The sequence below is a fragment of the Lysinibacillus sp. EB106-09-02-XG168 genome (assembly GCF_058791475.1).
In genome coordinates this window covers 2,183,197-2,199,553 of the sequence record NZ_JBYTDN010000003.1, presented here as the reverse complement: position 1 = coordinate 2,199,553, position 16,357 = coordinate 2,183,197, and the positions used below count along the sequence as shown (strand labels likewise).

Below are 16,357 nucleotides of genomic sequence, written 5' to 3'. Positions count from 1 at the left end.
ATACATAAAAAAAGGATTTCCTAAAACTAGAGGAAATCCTTCATTCTATCGTTTTCATTCATCACTTAATGTCAAATTATACCCAAGCATAAAAGAATCGCCTTGAAAGCGATTACCTTCTTTTATTTTGGGCATTTGACGTACGGTGACGAACAGAGCATTCTGTTTTGTCAACATGCCACCTCCTATTCCTCGTAGGGTTATGGTGTGTACTCATAATAGGCAGGTATCCTGACTCATGATCATCGCTACTTTTCCCCTTCCCGTCGCTAAACAGTGGTATACGAAAAGTCGCTCACATTTACAGTTGCGGGACAGTGTCGGATTTGCACCGACTTCCCTTTTAAGTAAATTGCACGCAATTTACACCTATTACTCCACGCTATTCAGTTGTAAAATTAGCCGTTTTAAAGATGTCGGAAACTGTAGAGTAAATATTCCTAACTGACTATCAAACTAAATTGTAATGTGTAGTTTACCTACTGTCAAGAAATTGAAAAACTGCAAATAAAAAAAGAGGGTGTTACCCCTCTAAATATTATAAAGAATCCTTATTCTTTTTATAATATTGATACATCATATCAACAAGTAGGTTCTGTAAATTTTCTCTGTTCTCTTCTACTTCCTTTATTTCTTCTTCTGTCGTAGCCACATTGTAAATAATTTCACCACGACTTACCCCATTTCTAGCTTTAATGTCGCCAACCTGATATATCTTTTTACTCACCACTGGCATTTCCACTAATCGAATGAAACTTTTAACGGTACGACCTGTTTCATTTTTAATCTCTCTCGCTAAGCTTTTAGCAACCATATTTAGTTTAGTTGAATTATCATATTGGTTAGGCGACTTATATTCAGCAGTATTAACTTCGCTTTTTTCTTCGTAAGTATAATCACATTTCCAATACGCCTTATCCTCCATTGCTATCACCTCTTACAACATTATTCGAGGTAAGACGGATATTACCTTTTAATATGTTCAAATAAATACAAAGTTCTTATTAGATTTTCCCCTGTCTTTTTAACATTTCATAAAATAATCTAGCAGCCTTGTCTATATTTAATTCTCCAATTCTAAAGTATGTGTAACCATCATTTTCAACTTTAACTACTTTTGAATTAGGAGGTGCAAATTTTAACGATGCTTCAATAAATTTCTTTTCAGAGTCAGTTAACTCAGCTTTATCGATTTCTGTTTCACGATAATTTTTATTTCTCATTAACATCCCTCATTCACTAAGTCTATGTTAATAAAGTTAAAGCAGTTTTTGCTAACCTTTTAACGTTTAACTCACCACATGTATAATAGATTGTCCCATCATCCATTTTGACTTTTCTCATGACTTGATTTCTTTTTATAGCCTCCTTCTCTAAAATATCTAATATTTTTTCGTTCGTTCATTCATCCATCCTTTCTTTATAGTTTTAAAAGTATCTAATCTATACTTATTTTCTTATGAATAAATTAAGTAAAAAACGAAAGAATAATTACCATTTTATGTATTATTTGTTTTTTATATGTACTTTTAAATCTAAGTTTCCTAAAATGGTAATATAGAGGGGGAATTTTTAAATGAAGAAATTATTTTACGTTGGAGCATTATCAACACTATTATTAACTGCATGTGGAGAAGAAGAGAAAGCTGCTCCTAAAGAAGAAACACCAGCTGCTGAAGAAAAAGATGCAACAGATAAAGTTACTGAAACTAAAGGTCTTTCACAAAATGAATTAAATGAAAAATTGAAAGCTGAAGCGATTAAATTAGATTTTGTAAAAGCAAATGGTGATGAAGTTGAAAAAAACACAAAGGTAACTATCAGTGGGAAAGTTACTAATATTGCTAGCGAAGGTACTGGAGGAACATTTACTGTTACAACAGCTGAAGGTGATGGTAAAGGCATGTACTCAGTAAACAATCTTTCTCTAAAAGATATTAGTATGGATTCTGAAGTAACTATTTATGGGACATACAATGGAAAAGATGATTTAGGATTCCCTGCAATTATTGCTACTATCATAGAATAATTATTTTAAGTCACTCAAATGAGTGGCTTTTTTTATTGAAAATAACCGATTTTTATTATGGTAAATTAGTCCCTTATTGTTTAAAGTTATCTTTGTAGTTTTTAGTATTGCTATATATAATTTAAAGGAGGATACATAAGTGAGTAAGTTATTGAAAAAAGGGTTTATTTATCTAGCATTTTTGTTAGTAGTACTTGTTAGTATAAGTGTTGGGAATGCATCTGCAGCTGAAGTAGTCGATTATGAAGAAGGGGTAACTAATTTAAATACTACTCTTGAGAATAGTGCTGTAGTTGGGGATAGTTTAAAAAAACCTGAAAAGGGTTGGAAGCGATATGATGATTCAAATCTTAAAATCGAGTATCTAGGTGATGTACACAAAACTCAAAATGATCAATATTATAACTCGGGATATTCATCTTATTTATTAAAACATCCATTTATTAACGAATTAAATGGAATTAAATTCAACTTTACTGGTACGAAATTTAGACTTATAGGACTTAAAAGTTCTGTGTACCGCTCTTCTAATATAGTTATAGAAATAGATGGAGTTACTGAACGTTTTAATCAAACTGGTTTTGTTGAAACTAAGAAGGCATTAGTATATGAAAAATCTGGATTAACTGATAAGCAACATTCCGTTTTTATTTATGCGGATGATAATACGTCAAAAGTTGGGACTGACAGTACTGTACGATATGATCTAGATGCTATAGATATAGATGGAGAGTTAACTAACATAGACTCTAGTGATTCTATTTCATTAGATAGAAATACATTAGAACTTTTGGAAGGTAGTTCAGAAAAATTAACTGCCACTGTAACACCAAATAGCGCAAATGTAATATGGTCATCAAGTGATGAATCAATTGCCACTGTAGACCCGAATGGTAATGTAACCGCTATTCGTGAAGGTCAAGCAATTATTACTGCTAAGGTCGAAAACACAGAACTAGTTGCGACTGCTACAGCTATCGTTAAAAAATTAAACAATGAATCATCGAATGCTATTCTAAGTATCACATTGGTGAACGGCATAACAAAAGAATATGATGTTACAAATACCGTTTTAAACAACTACTTAAATTGGTTTGATAGTGCTCAAGGCACATCAACATTTAAATTTTCAAAAACAATTTCACCTTATAAAAAAGTAACGGAATATATTGTTCATGATAAAATAGCTTCATTTGAAGTAAGAGAATATTAAACAAAAAAATGACCAGGTACTCACTTTCAATCGAGCGCCTGGTCTTTATTTTGGTGACTAATTAATAAATTTTCAACCTGCGTTTTTAGTGCCATATTAGCATATCGTAGAACTACATCATTGCCAGATGTAGCTACATGTACATCGCTAAAGTATTCATCTATTTTTTCCCATTTTACTACCTTAATTTTATCTTTGGCTAACAGCCTCTTAGAGTTGTAATAATCTTGTGTTATGTCCTTTAGAAGCTTTTCAAGGATTGGCAAGTAGACCTTACTCATTTTAAGATTTTCTATCACTTTGAAATCACGCTATAATGATTGAACTGCCATATCCAAAATTACAAAATTATGAAATAATTAACGCTGTTCAATATTCAACATACAACCTCTTGCTCCTTGTGGACGATTGGAACAACTGCCAATATACTATCAATCCTAAATGTACGTTTGGCTTGCCTCGTAAAACAATACGCCTGAAACGAATCACCAACAATCTTAATGATTTTGATTCGTCTTTTTGACACATTACCGTCCTTAGCCATGTACATCATATTTAAAAATTGGTTGCGCTGCATCGCTTTAATCAGTTGTTTTTTCATCATTCCACACCTCTCAACAAGAACATTCGTTTGTAATTTAGCAAGTGAAAATTAAGGAAATTAAAAAAATCCCAGGCTCAAAATTAATTGAGTACCTGGGCTTAAGTATTATTTATGTAAAACAAAATTAAGCATAATGATATTCACAGATATCTTTATTTCCATAGTTTTTTCTAGTAATTGATCTTCCTTAAAATCTATAAGTTCTTTTTCTTCTACATTAATAATTTTAGACAAGTTTTCAGTCGTTAACTCGTATTCAGTTAACAAAGTATTCAATATTACTTTTACCCTTTCTTTTGCATCAAAACCTTCAAAACCATAATTCAACATTGCTAATTTATTCTCTACATCTTCAAACTTTTGGTTTGTAATGTTATTTGAACCATTCATTAAATCTTCTACCTCATTTATGGTCATACCAAACATTTTCGAAAGTTGTTGGAACTTTAAATTAAATTTTTTAATTAACTTTTGAAATTGTTCTCTAAGGTAATCAGATTGATTTGATGGAGTGGATAGTAAAGATACTTCTATATTATCTTGAATTTCATCCATTATATTACACCTCTTTATATTTTTTACACAAAAACTTGTTTTATTATTACAATATTATATACTAAATATTGTAATAAATACATATTTCACGGAGGTAAAAAATGAAGAAATTATTTTCACTCGTTCTAACTTTATTGTTATTTATTGGATTTACGGCAATAAATAATGCACATGCCGAGGAATACTCTGAGGAGTTTCAAACAACAGTCAGTATCCCAGTCTACGAAGATGCTGATTCTTAGAGTATGAAGAGGAACCACAGTCTACAGAAATCGAAACTTCTGAAGATGCTTTAACAAGCGTTGCTCCACTTCTTGCTAAAAAGAAAGAAATTGCTAAAGTGAATTTTGGTGTTAATAAAAGCAATTTAATAAGTTATGAAGTGGTTATGAACAAAGGTTATAAATTTAAATCTTTTTCTGGAGCAATATCTACAATGGACTTAACAAGTGGTTTATCACAAGGTAGAAAAGATATTTCTGGACAAAGTGGATCAGTTCAAATCGCTAAACTTGACGGTCATTCATTCCGTTCAACATTAACTGGTGCTGTTACTACTTCAACAGATTATGGTTACAATCTTGGCGGAGCTAGTATAATGTGGGTTTATAAGAAATAATAAATTCAAAGGACTGAAACTATTGCTAAATGGCTCAGTCCTTTGAATTTTCTGCTTATTTACTCCGTCTTTGTTGAATCGTAATATACAATCCAATCAAACGATCAGTTGTCATTGCTCCACTTTGTAAATCCTTCAAATGTGAAGTTTGGATAATACCATCCTTTACAGCCAGTGCAATATAATTTTCTGCTTCTGTTTGCATAGTTGGTGAACCTGGATTCCAATTTGTATCCGTCACTTTATTTTCCTCCTTTTTGTCTTCCACAATTAATTGAACTTTTCCTTTGCTGTTACTTGGAACTATTACTTGTCCTTCTAACTTATAGCCTTTAGGCATCTTCCAAGTTGATTTAACTTCGAAATGAGGTCGGTCAATACTGCCTACCCAATCACCGCCCCATGTAATACCTAGCTTACGAGCGATAGCACCGATTCGATTTAAGATTGTTACATCATTAAAGGTTGATATTAATGAGTTTAGTTGAAAGAATTAAAACACTCTGTAAAGAAAAAAAGTTAACAATTGCTGAATTAGAGAGAAAAAATGGGATTTCCAATGGTCAAATTAGAAAATGGGATAATTCTACTCCTGGAATTGATAAACTAATTGCTATAGCAAATTACTTTGACGTTAGTATTGATTACATTCTTGGACGCTCTGAAAATAAAAGATGTGATAATTTAAAAGTTAATAATGAGAGTGATGCAGACAAAAAACTTCATGAGATATTAAACGAATTAGATGAAGAAGATAAAGAATTATTAATAGCATCATTAGAGAATTCGCTGCTATTAGCCAAGCAATTAGCGAAGAAAAAGTTTATGTAATACAAGTGTCGCTTGTACTCCTCTTTTTTTAAAAATTAAAAACAGGCTGAAAGTAGTTGGAAAAATCCTTTTACTCAGCCTGTTAAATTAAAATAATTAAAGGAGGACTAAGTTTCGTCCACCTATTCTTTATATATCCATATTGTTTAGTGGATTAAACTTATTATTCTGTTCATATAGAGCTGATCCCCATAACGCAAGGTACTTTTCTGTCATCGAAATCGAGGAATGTCTAAGTATTTTTTGTAGCGAGAAGACGTCTCCTCCAGATATAATATATCGGTGTGCAAAAGTATGCCTAAAAGTATAGGCAGAAAGTCGCACGTCCCTAAAGCCCATGACTTCCTGCAACTTCTTAAATACTCCCTTACATGATTCATACGACATCTGTTTACCATCCCTGTGTACGAATACGTGATCTATTGGAGATTTAAAGTAACGATTATAGTATTGCTTTAAGTCCATTAGTTCATTATAGACCTTTTCCGTTAGCGGTACTGTTTCCTGCTTTCGGCTCTTTCCAAATACTACAATATGCTTAGAGTGAATGTCCGTCCATTTAAGACCTCTCATTTCACCTAATCGTATGCCAGTTCCAAGTAGCGTCAAAATTATTACCGTATTCCTGTAGGCTGTAAACTCATGGTCTTTACGTTTCATGCGTCTGTAGTATCGGAGCGTCTGACGAATATGCAAGTCGTTAAAAACTTCTATACGTTCATCTGTGTGCTGTTTCTTTAATTTGAGACATGGATTGTGTTGTACAAACTCATTCTCTATAAGATGATTAAAGAACGCTTTAAGACATTTTACCTTATTGTTGATTGTGTTAGGGCTATTGCCTTTCTCATTTTTACAATACATCAAATATAATCGTAGCGTATTTGCAGAGATGTCTTGAACGTCTTGGATGTTATTCTCTCTTAACCATTCTTGGAACCCTTTAAAGAAACTCCTATAATTCGTGAGCGTGAATTCACTCGCATTCATTAGTTCTCTTTCATCCATGAAATCTTGACAAGCAAACTTAATTAACATAGTATCACCTTTTACAATTTATTAGATAATCGGAAAAAGGTAATCTACTGCTACATATTCCTAAAATTGCTTTAAACGTTTATATATCAACCTTTTCGAGATACACTTTGGTATGATTCCTCGTAGGGTTATGGTGTGTACTCATAATAGGCAGGTATCCTGACTCATGATCATCGCTACTTTTCCCCTTCCCGTCGCTAAACAGTGGTATACGAAAAGTCGCTCACATTTACAGTTGCGGGACAGTGTCGGATTTGCACCGACTTCCCTTTTAAGTAAATTGCACACAATTTACACCTATTACTCCACGCTATTCAGTTGTAAAAGGAATCTAGTAAATTCTTTATTCCTTATTGATTATTAAAATTAATTGTAAATGAGTGTATTTCGAAAGTCAATATATTCCAATTTATTGTACTTATGCTTTTCTTCTAGTTATCTTCTTTTCCATAATGCGTTACATAAAATTTTCATTTAACGTTTTCAAGGTAATTTCCTTTTTCAAAAATTTCTTTTGAACTTACGGCAGTCCATTCCTCTGGTGTTAAAGTTGGATTTAAATCAAGATAGGATTTAACCAATTTATAGCCCACACCGTAACCATAAAGACTAGGAAGACCATTACCTCCCATAAGTATTTCTAATGCCCGATTCGAGTCTGACTTTTCAAGATCTAATGCAATTTTTGACCAATCATCTTTGTTGTATGCTGTAAAATTGGATAAAAATAAATGTCAGGATAGACTAACTTATCAAACATTACCGCCTTTCCTTCAACTACTAAGTCCTCCAAAACAGTTAAAAATACACCTTTACTTGGGTACTTCTCAGTCCAAACACTATGTTAATATTCGTGTGCTATACCAGATCTTAATTCATCTTCTGTTTCATAATTATTGTATAGGACTATAATTTTACCTGTCCCCAAAGTTATCATAGATGCCTTCCATTTGTTTTAGGCAGAATACATACTGTTGTTTCATTTTCGGATGCAATAAGATCAGAAGATTTTATAAAAGCTTCTTTTATAATATTTACTGTTTTTTCCCCATCAATTTTTTCACTTACTTTTTGATTTTCTGTTAAGCAATCAGGATCTACATTTAGAACTGGATCAACAATGAGCAAGACCTTCGTTGCCTATTATCCAATTAACTTCCAATTTTTTTTTTGCTGTGCTACACTCTGTATACAGATACAATTTTCAGTTATTTTATAATAGAACGGGATGGGGGTCTTAGAAAATGCATAGATGCATTTGGGGTGCCTTAATGTGTATATATGGTGTGTCTTTATATATCAAATATTTTCAAAAACTAAGTGAAGGATGGAATATTACCCTTCATTTTTTATCAGGCAGTCTATGTATTATAGGAATTTCATTAATTATTCAGGCAAGAAGAACGGTTTAAAAATCTGGATCTATTAAGCAACATTTGTAATGCTATCGTTTCACACATGCCCGTATAACAAGATTAGCTATTATCTTATTCTTATTGAAATAAAAAGCAGGCTTAAGAGGTGAACGAAATGAATTTCGGACTAGGATCATTAATACTTTTTCTAATTGTACTACTTTTAATTATTAGTATTTTTGGATTTGTCATTAGAAAGTTGCTAGGAGTCGAGAGAAAGAAATGGTTTTCTTATGATTACGTTAACGAAAGACATAAAAAACTAGATTTATCAGTACGAATAATTTATTTGAGTCTAGTATTAATTAGTTCGTATTATAAATTTAACAATGATAATGTTGGAATTGCTTGGTATTATGAGCTATGGTTTATCATAATTGTCTTTTTAGTAACCTCTGAAATGTTACGAGCATTTATGGAATGGAAATACGCGGAAAATAAAAAAGATGCTGTTGCTACGATTGCAGAAATGCTGTTTATGATTAGCATAGTATTTTTGACGATAAAGACTGATTTTTTTGGCTTATTTAATAGTTGATTCGGAAGAAATTGAAAAAAACAAGGCTATTTCGCAAATAATCTATCCCTGCAAAATAGCCTTTTTTCTTTAGTTACTAAATCTCTGTGTAAGCTTTTGTAAATCTTCTGCTTGTACACATAGGTCTTGTGACACCACTGTGTTGATTGCTTGCATTGAGGCACTTTGTTCATCAACTGAGTGTAAAATAACTTCTGTGGAATTCGTTAAACTATCCATTCCATTTGCGATCGTCGAAACTAATTTTGTAACTTCATTCGCGCTACTTGAAAGCTCTTCAGCTGTTGCGGAAATATCCTCTAGCTGATTCGTCATTTTGCTAACATGCTGAGAGATTGTACCAAATGACTTTGTAGCTTCATCAATGACGTGAACGCCCTGCTGAACGTTTTTCAAGTCTTCTTCTACAGAAGTTGCAACTTGTTTTGTATCGCTTTCAATGCCAACTACTAGATCGACAATTTGAATAGCTGAATGCTTAGATTGCTCCGCTAATTTTCGAACTTCTTCCGCTACTACTGCAAAGCCTTTCCCATGCTCTCCCGCACGCGCAGCTTCTATCGCTGCATTTAATGCAAGTAAATTCGTTTGATCTGTAATGGCCGTAATCATGTCTGTCATAGATTTTATATCCGTCATTTTGCCTGATAATTGTTGCATTAAGTTACTTGTTTTTTCAGTAGAATCTGAAATGAATTCCATTTGATTTTTAGCTACATGTAAAATTTCCGCACCATTGCCTGCAATGTCATTTGCTTCTTTCGCATGATCAAATACATCTTGTGTAGCCACGGTAATACGTTCAATGCCATCAGCAGTTTCTTGCATAGCTATAGCGCTTTCATTTGCAGACTGTGCTGCTTTTTTAAGACCCTCAGTCGTATTTTCCATTTGTGAGTCTACTTCGTTTACTGCATCTGCAATTTCATTTGTGCTTGCTGATAGCTCTTCTATACTCGCTGATAAATCGGTAGAACTACTAGCAATTTTTTGTGTCATCATATGTAATTGTTCTTTCATCTCAATAAACGCTTTACCTAACGCCGCAACCTCATCATTGGATTTTATCTCGATAGGAGAAGTGTTCAAATTCCCCTCAGCTATAGCTTGAGCGGATACTGCTAGTTGTTTAATTGGATTAATAATTTTGTATTTCACATAGAAAATACACGATATTGTCGTAGTAAATCCTATTACTGTTAATACAGTGGACACCCACTCTAATGATGTTAAATTTGCTAGGTCTATAATCAAAATAAGACCCATGATTACATTTAAAAAAGAAAAGCCAATAATACTTTTTTGTCGTAAACTCATACTAAATTCCCCTAACTATAATATTATTCCTATAAACAATTATAGTTTAAAATCCCTAAAATTGATAGAAAAAAACACCAACTTTTGTAAGAAAATAGAATTATAAAATAGGAAGTTTTTTCGTATTGTTCAAAACTTTTGTGGCGAAATTGTGATATAAAAGTTCGACTCATCGTTAAGGGTGATTTCTGTAAAGATCAGGCGTCTTCTAGAGGGGGGCGGGCCAACAAATGTATTTTGCGCGAAAGCGAAGCGCCAACAAACACTTGCCCACAGACATGTAAATGAGTCGGAAATTATTACTATTAGTTAGAAAAACATTCATAAAGATTTCCCTTGACCATTTGAATTTTGAACATCTAAAAAAGCACTTTGCTCTAGACAAAGTGCTTTCAAACATAAATTATTTTAATTTCATAATACTTGATCCGGCAATACCTGGATGAGTCATCTCATATGGATCTAAAATTAAATCTAATTGTTCTTTCGTTAGTACACCCTCTTCAAGGCAAAGCTCACGTATTGAACGACCAGATAGAATTGCTTCGCGTGCAAGGCGTGCAGCTACTTCATAGCCAATATGTGGGTTCACTGCTGTTAGTACGCCAACACTTTTTTCCACATATTCTTTCATACGGTCTTCGTTTGCTTCAATATCCTTCAAGCAATTTTGTGTAAATGCTCGGAACACGTTATTCATAATACTAATAGATTGAATTAAGTTAAAGACAAGTACAGGCTCCATTACGTTTAATTCTAATTGTCCTGCTTCAGATGCTAAAGAAATTGTATGGTCATTACCAATTACTTGGAATGCTACTTGGTTAAGAACCTCTGGCATAACAGGATTCACTTTACCTGGCATAATAGACGATCCAGGTTGACGCGCTGGTAAAATGATTTCCCCTAATCCAGCACGGGGACCAGAAGCCATTAAACGAAGGTCATTAGCAATTTTCGACATATTAATCATACAGATTTTTAATGCGCCTGATACTTCTGTATAAGCATCCGTATTTTGTGTTGCATCTACTAAATGTGTAGCGCCTTTAAGAGGTAATCCTGAAATTTCAGCAAGATGAAGATCAACTGCTTGAATATAGTCAGGAAATGCATTTAAGCCAGTTCCAACAGCTGTTGCTCCCATATTTACATCATATAAATTTGGGCGAGTTTGGCGAATACGCGCAATATCACGAGTGATCACACGGCAGTATGCTTCAAATTCTTGCCCTAATCGAATCGGTACAGCGTCTTGTAAATGCGTACGACCCATTTTAATTACATGCGCAAATTGCTCCGCTTTTTGGTGGAACACTGCTTGCATGTTTTCCATTGTAAGAAGTAGTTCATCTATCAAATTCAACACAGCAATATGAATAGCTGTTGGGAAAGCATCATTTGTTGATTGAGACATATTTACATGGCTGTTAGGGCTAATTGTATGGTAATCCCCTTTTTCTTTGCCTAAAATCTCCAAAGCACGGTTAGCAATAACTTCGTTGGCATTCATATTAATCGATGTGCCAGCACCACCTTGGATAGGGTCTACGATAAATTCAGCATCCCACTCACCATCAATAACTTCTTGTGAAGCTTCGACAATTGCATCTCCGATTTCTTTTGAAAGTAGGTGTACCTCCATATTACTCAAAGCAGCTGCTTTTTTAACAATACCCATTGCTTTAATAAGTGCAGAATGAATTGTATACCCTGTAATCGGGAAATTTTCAGTTGCACGAAGCGTTTGGATTCCGTAATAAGCATTGCTTGGTAAGGCGCGTTCACCTAAAAAGTCTTTTTCTATACGTTGTGTGGACATAATTGTCGTCTCCTTTTATGTAATCCTCACACTTGATAGTAGCTAATAACTGTCGTATTGTAAACAGTCAATTGTCTGTAAAGTGAAAAATAATCATTTTCAACTTTACGTTATTGTGTCCGGAGGCTTTGTTTTCATTCATTCCATCACATTTAGCCGCTTCGCTTTCGCACAATAAACACTTGTTTCATAATAAAGATAAAAACCGAGCGCAATTTTTACGCTCGGTTTATCATTATTTATTAGAAGTCACTGTAAAACGGCTGTTTACATGCTTTGGATTTTCAATTTCATCCAACATCGCAACCGCATAATCTGCATAGCTTACATAACTTTCGCCAGAAGCATTCACTAATAAATGATCTTCTCCAGCAGTATAGCTACCTGTACGTGGACCCTCTGGATCAAAGAAAGCAGATGGACTTAAAAATGTCCAAGTAATAGTAGATTGTTGTAAGTCGTGTAGATTTTCACCTTGATTTTTAGCTGTTGCGTAGAACATTTCTGGAAAATCAGGTGTATCCATTACGCGTACATTTTTCTCTGGATCTACAAACAGACTACCTGCTCCACCGACAACCAATAATTTTGTATCAATACCCTTGAATATATCTATTAAATGGCGACCAGCTTTCACATGCAATTCTTCCTGACCAGCAGGAGCACCAAACGCATTAACGACTACGTCAAACCCTTTCACATCTTCTTGAGATAATGCAAAAACATCCTTTTCAATTACCGAAATATTTGTTGTTACTTTGGAAGCTGAACGTACTATTCCAGTTACATCATGACCACGTTGCAGTGCCTCCTCTATTATTTTTTGTCCTGCTTTCCCTGTTGCACCAATTACTGCGATTTTCATCATTCTAATTCCTCCTATTTTTCAATTGTAACCTCTTTAGTTACAGGTTAGATACAAAAGATCGACTTCGTTTATAAACGAAGTTGATCTAGCACATCCTGTAAAGTTTGTGCTTGAAGTTGTTCTTCCATTGCATGCCAAACAGATGTATAAACACCTTCCAATGTCCGTTGGATTTTTTGACCAACTGAACATGCTGGATTTGGCTCATCATGAATCGCAAATAACTGCTCTGGTCCATCAATCGCATGGTAAATAGCTAAAAGCGTTAAATCTTTTGGCTCTACTAAAAGGTCATAGCCTGCAATACCTGTTTGCGAAGTAAGCAAACCCGCTTTTTTTAGCACACCAATCATACGTCGCACAACAACTGGATTTGTATTCACACTTCCAGCAATGTACTCAGACGTCAGCTGATTTTTATCAGATGTTGTTGCAATAAGCGAAAGAATATGGATCGCTACCGAAAACCGACTGTTCACCATATGTATCACCACCCGTTGTAACTATTATAGTTACAGGTTTGAATAAAAGCAAACAAATTGCTTTATTTGTACCTGCATTTATTTTTTTCATTTTACGGAGTATTATACTTTCTTGACGTAAATGACTAATTCTTGTCGTATTTCTCCATCTTCCTCATAAAAATCTAAGTTATGAAATTCATACTTAAAATGGCCAACTGGAAACGTCACACTTTCCCCCTGTGCCGCAGCTAATGTCCCTGCCACATCATGTGACACCATATGCAAAAGCTCTGTACCTAAAACTGAATCTACAAACACCACGTTCATAATAAAACACCTCCTCAGCTATTATAGCTTAGAAGGCGCTTACATTTACAGTCTTTCTTTATAACGTTTCAAGCGAATTTCCTCAATGACTTCCATCATGATTTGTATTTGCTCCAATGTTAATTTTGTAGAGATGTTTGGTAGCTCAGATTCCACTGTTCCTCGAGGAGTATTCGTCAGCAAATTTGTCCTTAAACGCTGCTCACGCTCTCTTCCATCTATTTGAAAAACCAATGATTTCCTCACACCACTCACCTCAAAATCGTTATTTTAACTTCCATATTAAAACTTATATCGGAAAAAACTTCAAAAATTTAAATATCCTTTATATTTTTTAGAAAGTTTTGGTTCTTTTATATGTATTAAAGGGTTTCTCTCTTTTGGTGTTTTATGCGTGGGTTCTTTCTGTAGATTTGGCGGTTCTATCCATGATTTTTATGGTTCTATCCATCATTTTGGCTTCCTTCCGTCGCTTTGACTCTTCTATCCATTATTTTGGCCATTCTATCCACGATTTTGATGGTTCTATCCATCATTTTTGCTTTCATCCTTCACTTTGTCCTTTCTTTCCGTCGCTCTGACTCTCTTTCCGTCACTTCGGCTCTTCTTCACGTCACCCTGGTTCTTCCCTCCGTCTATCTGAACTATATATCTCCGCTTCAATGTTTATTTACATGAAAAAACAGCAGCCAAAAAGGCTGCTGCTTTAGCTTAAACGGCAATTGGTGCTTTAATTGTTGGGTGTGGATCGTAGCCCTCAATTGAAAGATCCTCGAGTTCGATGTCGAAAATAGACGCTTTATTTGGATTGATTTTTAAGGTTGGTAGGTCTTTAGGCTCGCGCGAAAGTTGTTCTTTTACTTGTTCCACGTGATTTGAATATATATGAGCATCCCCAATGCTGTGAATAAATTCGCCTACTTCCAAACCGCATTCGTGGGCAATTAAATGTGTCAGTAATGCATATGAGGCAATGTTAAATGGACAGCCGAGTAATGTATCGAGGCTTCTTTGCATTAGCTGGCAGCTCAATTTTCCATTTGCTACATAAAATTGGAACATTACGTGACATGGAGGTAGTGCAGCTTTACTGCCCTTTGCTCCTGCATTGATAACGTCTTCTGGATTCCATGCATTGACAATAATGCGTCGTGAATCTGGATTGTGCTTGATTTGATGGATTACATCTTGCAATTGATCGATGCTTTCCCCTGTTGATGTTGTCCAATTACGCCATTGCTTACCGTAAACATTTCCAAGCTCGCCGTATTTATTTGCAAATTCATCATCTGTTAATATGCGCTCACAAAATGAGGCTAACTCTTTTTGATAGTCAGCATTGAATGATTCGTCCACTAAGCAGCGACGACCAAAATCTGTCATATCGGGACCTGAATATTCATCAGACTCAACCCATTTTTTAAAAGCCCATTCATCCCAAATATGATTATTGTTTTGCAGTAGATAGCGAATATTTGTATCCCCTTTAATAAACCAAAGTAGCTCACTTGCTACAAGTTTGAATGGTACACGCTTCGTCGTTAATAGAGGAAAACCTTTGCTTAAATCAAATCGCATTTGATAGCCAAATACACTATATGTACCGGTCCCTGTTCGATCTTCCTTTTTAACGCCATTCTCTAATATATGTTGTAGTAAATTTAAGTACGCGATTTCTGGATGCGCCATGTTCATCAACAGCTCCTTCAAGTATGCTGTTGACCATTATATCATCTAATAACTACATGTAAATGCCCAAAAATAAAAACAATATTTACCTATCTAAGCCAAAGGAATTGTATTCTAGCCCCCTTGCGATTTCACTCTCCATCGTGATAAAAAACATTGGCATCAAAATAATATTAAATAAAACTGGGACAATAATAAACAAAAGGTCAATCCCTGGGTCAAAATAGATACAAAACGCGTTCAATAAGCCTGAAATGATTAGAAAAACAATTTGCATACCGATAATTATTATCGGTATAATTTGATACATATAATTTAGCTTTCGGAACTGATGCATATTTTCAGGGTCTTTAATAATTTTCTTTTTTAAGCGCCTCGATAAAATGAAACAGGCAATAAACTGCGCCAATACAAAGCTAAAATAAATAACAATATGTAGTACCATTTGCCCTTTCATAACAGTGCCATTAAAATGTCCTACCCGCTGATGTAGTAGCTCGTTGACCTCTCCCTCATAAACATATTCCTGTTCACTAAAATAAGTAGGCGGTTCTACAAAGCCGAGAGCTGCCAAATCCTTTGAGTTAGCTTGCCAGTCGATTAGTTTGCTAGCCAAAATTTTCAATTGAATGGGATCATTTTCGCCAAACATTCCTATTAAAAAAGTATATGGAATCGCTATCTTTATTTTCCCGTCTTTTTTTTCATGAATTAAATCTTTAATTGAAAAAGTATACGCCACATCCGTCTGGAGGATTTCATAACGAGGATCCTCGACCTTCCAATGACTTGCTAAGGAGGATTCTATGTTATTCTTCATTTCAACATACGGCGTATCATTATGTAAACTCTTTGGAATCTTATAGACAAAACGATTATCACTCCCAATAACGCAAATATCTACTTTCACCGTATCATTTCCAACGTTTTTAGCGATTGTTGTCATCGGGTACGACATTATGACGACTAGAAAAAGGACTATTAACAATCCTTTCTTTGTCATGCAACGCTCCCCCTTTTCGTCACAC

The 16,357-nt window shown here is 34.4% G+C and carries 23 protein-coding genes and 2 riboswitches; of the genes, 6 read left to right on the top strand and 17 right to left on the bottom strand.

All coding sequences use genetic code 11. The features are described from left to right. Positions 1-204 precede the first annotated feature (204 nt). A riboswitch (cobalamin riboswitch) is annotated at positions 205-388 on the bottom strand. Between the two features lie 150 nt (positions 389-538). Continuing rightward, positions 539-925: a hypothetical protein gene (locus tag AC3WSO_RS11650; protein WP_492530920.1), complete on the bottom strand. Its 387-nt coding sequence runs from the start codon at positions 923-925 to the stop codon at positions 539-541. 79 nt (positions 926-1,004) lie between these two features. Beyond that, positions 1,005-1,223 carry a hypothetical protein gene (locus tag AC3WSO_RS11645; RefSeq protein ID WP_492530919.1) on the bottom strand — a complete coding sequence of 73 codons (219 nt, stop codon included), beginning with the start codon at positions 1,221-1,223 and terminating at the stop codon, positions 1,005-1,007. Positions 1,224-1,576: 353 nt separating this feature from the next. Between AC3WSO_RS11645 and AC3WSO_RS11640 the strand changes: the two genes are divergently transcribed. Beyond that, complete coding sequence (locus AC3WSO_RS11640) at positions 1,577-2,029, top strand: hypothetical protein (RefSeq protein WP_492530917.1); 453 nt, start codon at positions 1,577-1,579, stop codon at positions 2,027-2,029. Positions 2,030-2,168: 139 nt separating this feature from the next. After that, entirely contained in the window at positions 2,169-3,242 is a 1,074-nt protein-coding gene (locus tag AC3WSO_RS11635) for an Ig-like domain-containing protein (protein WP_492530916.1), read from the top strand. A 26-nt stretch (positions 3,243-3,268) separates the two neighbouring features. Here AC3WSO_RS11635 and AC3WSO_RS11630 read toward each other — a convergent pair whose 3' ends face one another. The 3 genes from AC3WSO_RS11630 to AC3WSO_RS11620 form a co-directional block, all read right to left on the bottom strand. Continuing rightward, positions 3,269-3,541 carry a YhjD family protein gene (locus AC3WSO_RS11630; RefSeq protein ID WP_492530914.1) on the bottom strand — a complete coding sequence of 91 codons (273 nt, stop codon included), beginning with the start codon at positions 3,539-3,541 and terminating at the stop codon, positions 3,269-3,271. A gap of 77 nt (positions 3,542-3,618) precedes the next feature. After that, the gene (locus AC3WSO_RS11625; RefSeq protein WP_492530912.1) at positions 3,619-3,843 is read right to left on the bottom strand and encodes a WYL domain-containing protein; all 225 of its coding nucleotides are present in this window, start codon (positions 3,841-3,843) and stop codon (positions 3,619-3,621) included. 108 nt (positions 3,844-3,951) lie between these two features. Then, positions 3,952-4,401: an HTH domain-containing protein gene (locus AC3WSO_RS11620; protein WP_492530910.1), complete on the bottom strand. Its 450-nt coding sequence runs from the start codon at positions 4,399-4,401 to the stop codon at positions 3,952-3,954. A 101-nt stretch (positions 4,402-4,502) separates the two neighbouring features. Here AC3WSO_RS11620 and AC3WSO_RS11615 point away from each other — a divergent pair, with 101 nt between their 5' ends. Next, positions 4,503-4,643 (top strand): hypothetical protein, encoded by a 141-nt coding sequence (locus tag AC3WSO_RS11615; RefSeq protein ID WP_492530909.1) that lies wholly within the window; start codon positions 4,503-4,505, stop codon positions 4,641-4,643. Positions 4,644-4,837: 194 nt separating this feature from the next. After that, positions 4,838-5,020 carry a hypothetical protein gene (locus AC3WSO_RS11610; RefSeq protein WP_492530908.1) on the top strand — a complete coding sequence of 61 codons (183 nt, stop codon included), beginning with the start codon at positions 4,838-4,840 and terminating at the stop codon, positions 5,018-5,020. Positions 5,021-5,075: 55 nt separating this feature from the next. Here the strand turns inward: AC3WSO_RS11610 and AC3WSO_RS11605 are convergent, their stop codons facing one another. After that, positions 5,076-5,261: a hypothetical protein gene (locus AC3WSO_RS11605; RefSeq protein ID WP_492530907.1), complete on the bottom strand. Its 186-nt coding sequence runs from the start codon at positions 5,259-5,261 to the stop codon at positions 5,076-5,078. A 233-nt stretch (positions 5,262-5,494) separates the two neighbouring features. Here AC3WSO_RS11605 and AC3WSO_RS11600 point away from each other — a divergent pair, with 233 nt between their 5' ends. Further along, positions 5,495-5,851 carry a helix-turn-helix domain-containing protein gene (locus AC3WSO_RS11600; RefSeq protein ID WP_492530905.1) on the top strand — a complete coding sequence of 119 codons (357 nt, stop codon included), beginning with the start codon at positions 5,495-5,497 and terminating at the stop codon, positions 5,849-5,851. Between the two features lie 129 nt (positions 5,852-5,980). Here AC3WSO_RS11600 and AC3WSO_RS11595 read toward each other — a convergent pair whose 3' ends face one another. The 3 genes from AC3WSO_RS11595 to AC3WSO_RS11585 form a co-directional block, all read right to left on the bottom strand. After that, positions 5,981-6,889: a tyrosine-type recombinase/integrase gene (locus AC3WSO_RS11595; protein WP_492530903.1), complete on the bottom strand. Its 909-nt coding sequence runs from the start codon at positions 6,887-6,889 to the stop codon at positions 5,981-5,983. Between the two features lie 132 nt (positions 6,890-7,021). Further along, positions 7,022-7,205, bottom strand: a riboswitch (cobalamin riboswitch). A gap of 154 nt (positions 7,206-7,359) precedes the next feature. Next, positions 7,360-7,521 (bottom strand): DUF2268 domain-containing putative Zn-dependent protease, encoded by a 162-nt coding sequence (locus AC3WSO_RS11590; RefSeq protein ID WP_492530901.1) that lies wholly within the window; start codon positions 7,519-7,521, stop codon positions 7,360-7,362. A gap of 301 nt (positions 7,522-7,822) precedes the next feature. Continuing rightward, complete coding sequence (locus AC3WSO_RS11585; RefSeq protein WP_492530900.1) at positions 7,823-8,017, bottom strand: hypothetical protein; 195 nt, start codon at positions 8,015-8,017, stop codon at positions 7,823-7,825. A gap of 402 nt (positions 8,018-8,419) precedes the next feature. On the opposite strand from AC3WSO_RS11585, the gene AC3WSO_RS11580 reads away from it, so the two are divergent. Beyond that, positions 8,420-8,842 (top strand): DUF4181 domain-containing protein, encoded by a 423-nt coding sequence (locus tag AC3WSO_RS11580; protein ID WP_492530898.1) that lies wholly within the window; start codon positions 8,420-8,422, stop codon positions 8,840-8,842. A gap of 69 nt (positions 8,843-8,911) precedes the next feature. On the opposite strand, the gene AC3WSO_RS11575 is transcribed toward AC3WSO_RS11580, so the two are convergent. The 8 genes from AC3WSO_RS11575 to AC3WSO_RS11540 all read right to left on the bottom strand — a co-directional run bounded on the left by AC3WSO_RS11575 (position 8,912) and on the right by AC3WSO_RS11540 (position 16,332). Continuing rightward, on the bottom strand, positions 8,912-10,159 hold the full coding sequence (locus AC3WSO_RS11575; RefSeq protein ID WP_492530897.1) for a methyl-accepting chemotaxis protein: 1,248 nt from the start codon (positions 10,157-10,159) through the stop codon (positions 8,912-8,914). Positions 10,160-10,562: 403 nt separating this feature from the next. Beyond that, positions 10,563-11,981, bottom strand: a complete 1,419-nt coding sequence (gene aspA, locus AC3WSO_RS11570; protein WP_079561085.1) for an aspartate ammonia-lyase — start codon at positions 11,979-11,981, stop codon at positions 10,563-10,565. Between the two features lie 235 nt (positions 11,982-12,216). Continuing rightward, positions 12,217-12,846, bottom strand: a complete 630-nt coding sequence (locus AC3WSO_RS11565; protein ID WP_492534330.1) for an NAD(P)-dependent oxidoreductase — start codon at positions 12,844-12,846, stop codon at positions 12,217-12,219. A 71-nt stretch (positions 12,847-12,917) separates the two neighbouring features. Next, positions 12,918-13,331: an Rrf2 family transcriptional regulator gene (locus AC3WSO_RS11560; protein WP_492530895.1), complete on the bottom strand. Its 414-nt coding sequence runs from the start codon at positions 13,329-13,331 to the stop codon at positions 12,918-12,920. A gap of 102 nt (positions 13,332-13,433) precedes the next feature. Further along, positions 13,434-13,640: a thymidylate synthase gene (locus tag AC3WSO_RS11555; protein ID WP_197143701.1), complete on the bottom strand. Its 207-nt coding sequence runs from the start codon at positions 13,638-13,640 to the stop codon at positions 13,434-13,436. Positions 13,641-13,685: 45 nt separating this feature from the next. Further along, on the bottom strand, positions 13,686-13,874 hold the full coding sequence (locus AC3WSO_RS11550) for a hypothetical protein (RefSeq protein WP_492530893.1): 189 nt from the start codon (positions 13,872-13,874) through the stop codon (positions 13,686-13,688). A 477-nt stretch (positions 13,875-14,351) separates the two neighbouring features. Then, complete coding sequence (locus AC3WSO_RS11545; protein ID WP_492534329.1) at positions 14,352-15,329, bottom strand: thymidylate synthase; 978 nt, start codon at positions 15,327-15,329, stop codon at positions 14,352-14,354. Between the two features lie 85 nt (positions 15,330-15,414). Continuing rightward, positions 15,415-16,332 carry a hypothetical protein gene (locus AC3WSO_RS11540; RefSeq protein WP_492530891.1) on the bottom strand — a complete coding sequence of 306 codons (918 nt, stop codon included), beginning with the start codon at positions 16,330-16,332 and terminating at the stop codon, positions 15,415-15,417. Positions 16,333-16,357 lie beyond the last annotated feature (25 nt).

Excerpts from the sequence above, each read along its gene's own strand:
- AC3WSO_RS11650 (WP_492530920.1), bottom strand. The coding sequence starts at position 925 with ATGGAGGATAAGGCGTATTGGAAATGTGATTATACTTACGAAGAAAAA.
- AC3WSO_RS11645 (WP_492530919.1), bottom strand. The coding sequence starts at position 1,223 with ATGAGAAATAAAAATTATCGTGAAACAGAAATCGATAAAGCTGAGTTA.
- AC3WSO_RS11640 (WP_492530917.1), top strand. The coding sequence starts at position 1,577 with ATGAAGAAATTATTTTACGTTGGAGCATTATCAACACTATTATTAACT.
- AC3WSO_RS11625 (WP_492530912.1), bottom strand. The coding sequence starts at position 3,843 with ATGAAAAAACAACTGATTAAAGCGATGCAGCGCAACCAATTTTTAAAT.
- AC3WSO_RS11620 (WP_492530910.1), bottom strand. The coding sequence starts at position 4,401 with ATGGATGAAATTCAAGATAATATAGAAGTATCTTTACTATCCACTCCA.
- AC3WSO_RS11615 (WP_492530909.1), top strand. The coding sequence starts at position 4,503 with ATGAAGAAATTATTTTCACTCGTTCTAACTTTATTGTTATTTATTGGA.
- AC3WSO_RS11610 (WP_492530908.1), top strand. The coding sequence starts at position 4,838 with ATGGACTTAACAAGTGGTTTATCACAAGGTAGAAAAGATATTTCTGGA.
- AC3WSO_RS11600 (WP_492530905.1), top strand. The coding sequence starts at position 5,495 with ATGAGTTTAGTTGAAAGAATTAAAACACTCTGTAAAGAAAAAAAGTTA.
- AC3WSO_RS11595 (WP_492530903.1), bottom strand. The coding sequence starts at position 6,889 with ATGTTAATTAAGTTTGCTTGTCAAGATTTCATGGATGAAAGAGAACTA.
- AC3WSO_RS11590 (WP_492530901.1), bottom strand. The coding sequence starts at position 7,521 with ATGGGAGGTAATGGTCTTCCTAGTCTTTATGGTTACGGTGTGGGCTAT.
- AC3WSO_RS11580 (WP_492530898.1), top strand. The coding sequence starts at position 8,420 with ATGAATTTCGGACTAGGATCATTAATACTTTTTCTAATTGTACTACTT.
- AC3WSO_RS11575 (WP_492530897.1), bottom strand. The coding sequence starts at position 10,159 with ATGAGTTTACGACAAAAAAGTATTATTGGCTTTTCTTTTTTAAATGTA.
- aspA (WP_079561085.1), bottom strand. The coding sequence starts at position 11,981 with ATGTCCACACAACGTATAGAAAAAGACTTTTTAGGTGAACGCGCCTTA.
- AC3WSO_RS11565 (WP_492534330.1), bottom strand. The coding sequence starts at position 12,846 with ATGAAAATCGCAGTAATTGGTGCAACAGGGAAAGCAGGACAAAAAATA.
- AC3WSO_RS11560 (WP_492530895.1), bottom strand. The coding sequence starts at position 13,331 with ATGGTGAACAGTCGGTTTTCGGTAGCGATCCATATTCTTTCGCTTATT.
- AC3WSO_RS11555 (WP_197143701.1), bottom strand. The coding sequence starts at position 13,640 with ATGAACGTGGTGTTTGTAGATTCAGTTTTAGGTACAGAGCTTTTGCAT.
- AC3WSO_RS11545 (WP_492534329.1), bottom strand. The coding sequence starts at position 15,329 with ATGGCGCATCCAGAAATCGCGTACTTAAATTTACTACAACATATATTA.
- AC3WSO_RS11540 (WP_492530891.1), bottom strand. The coding sequence starts at position 16,332 with ATGACAAAGAAAGGATTGTTAATAGTCCTTTTTCTAGTCGTCATAATG.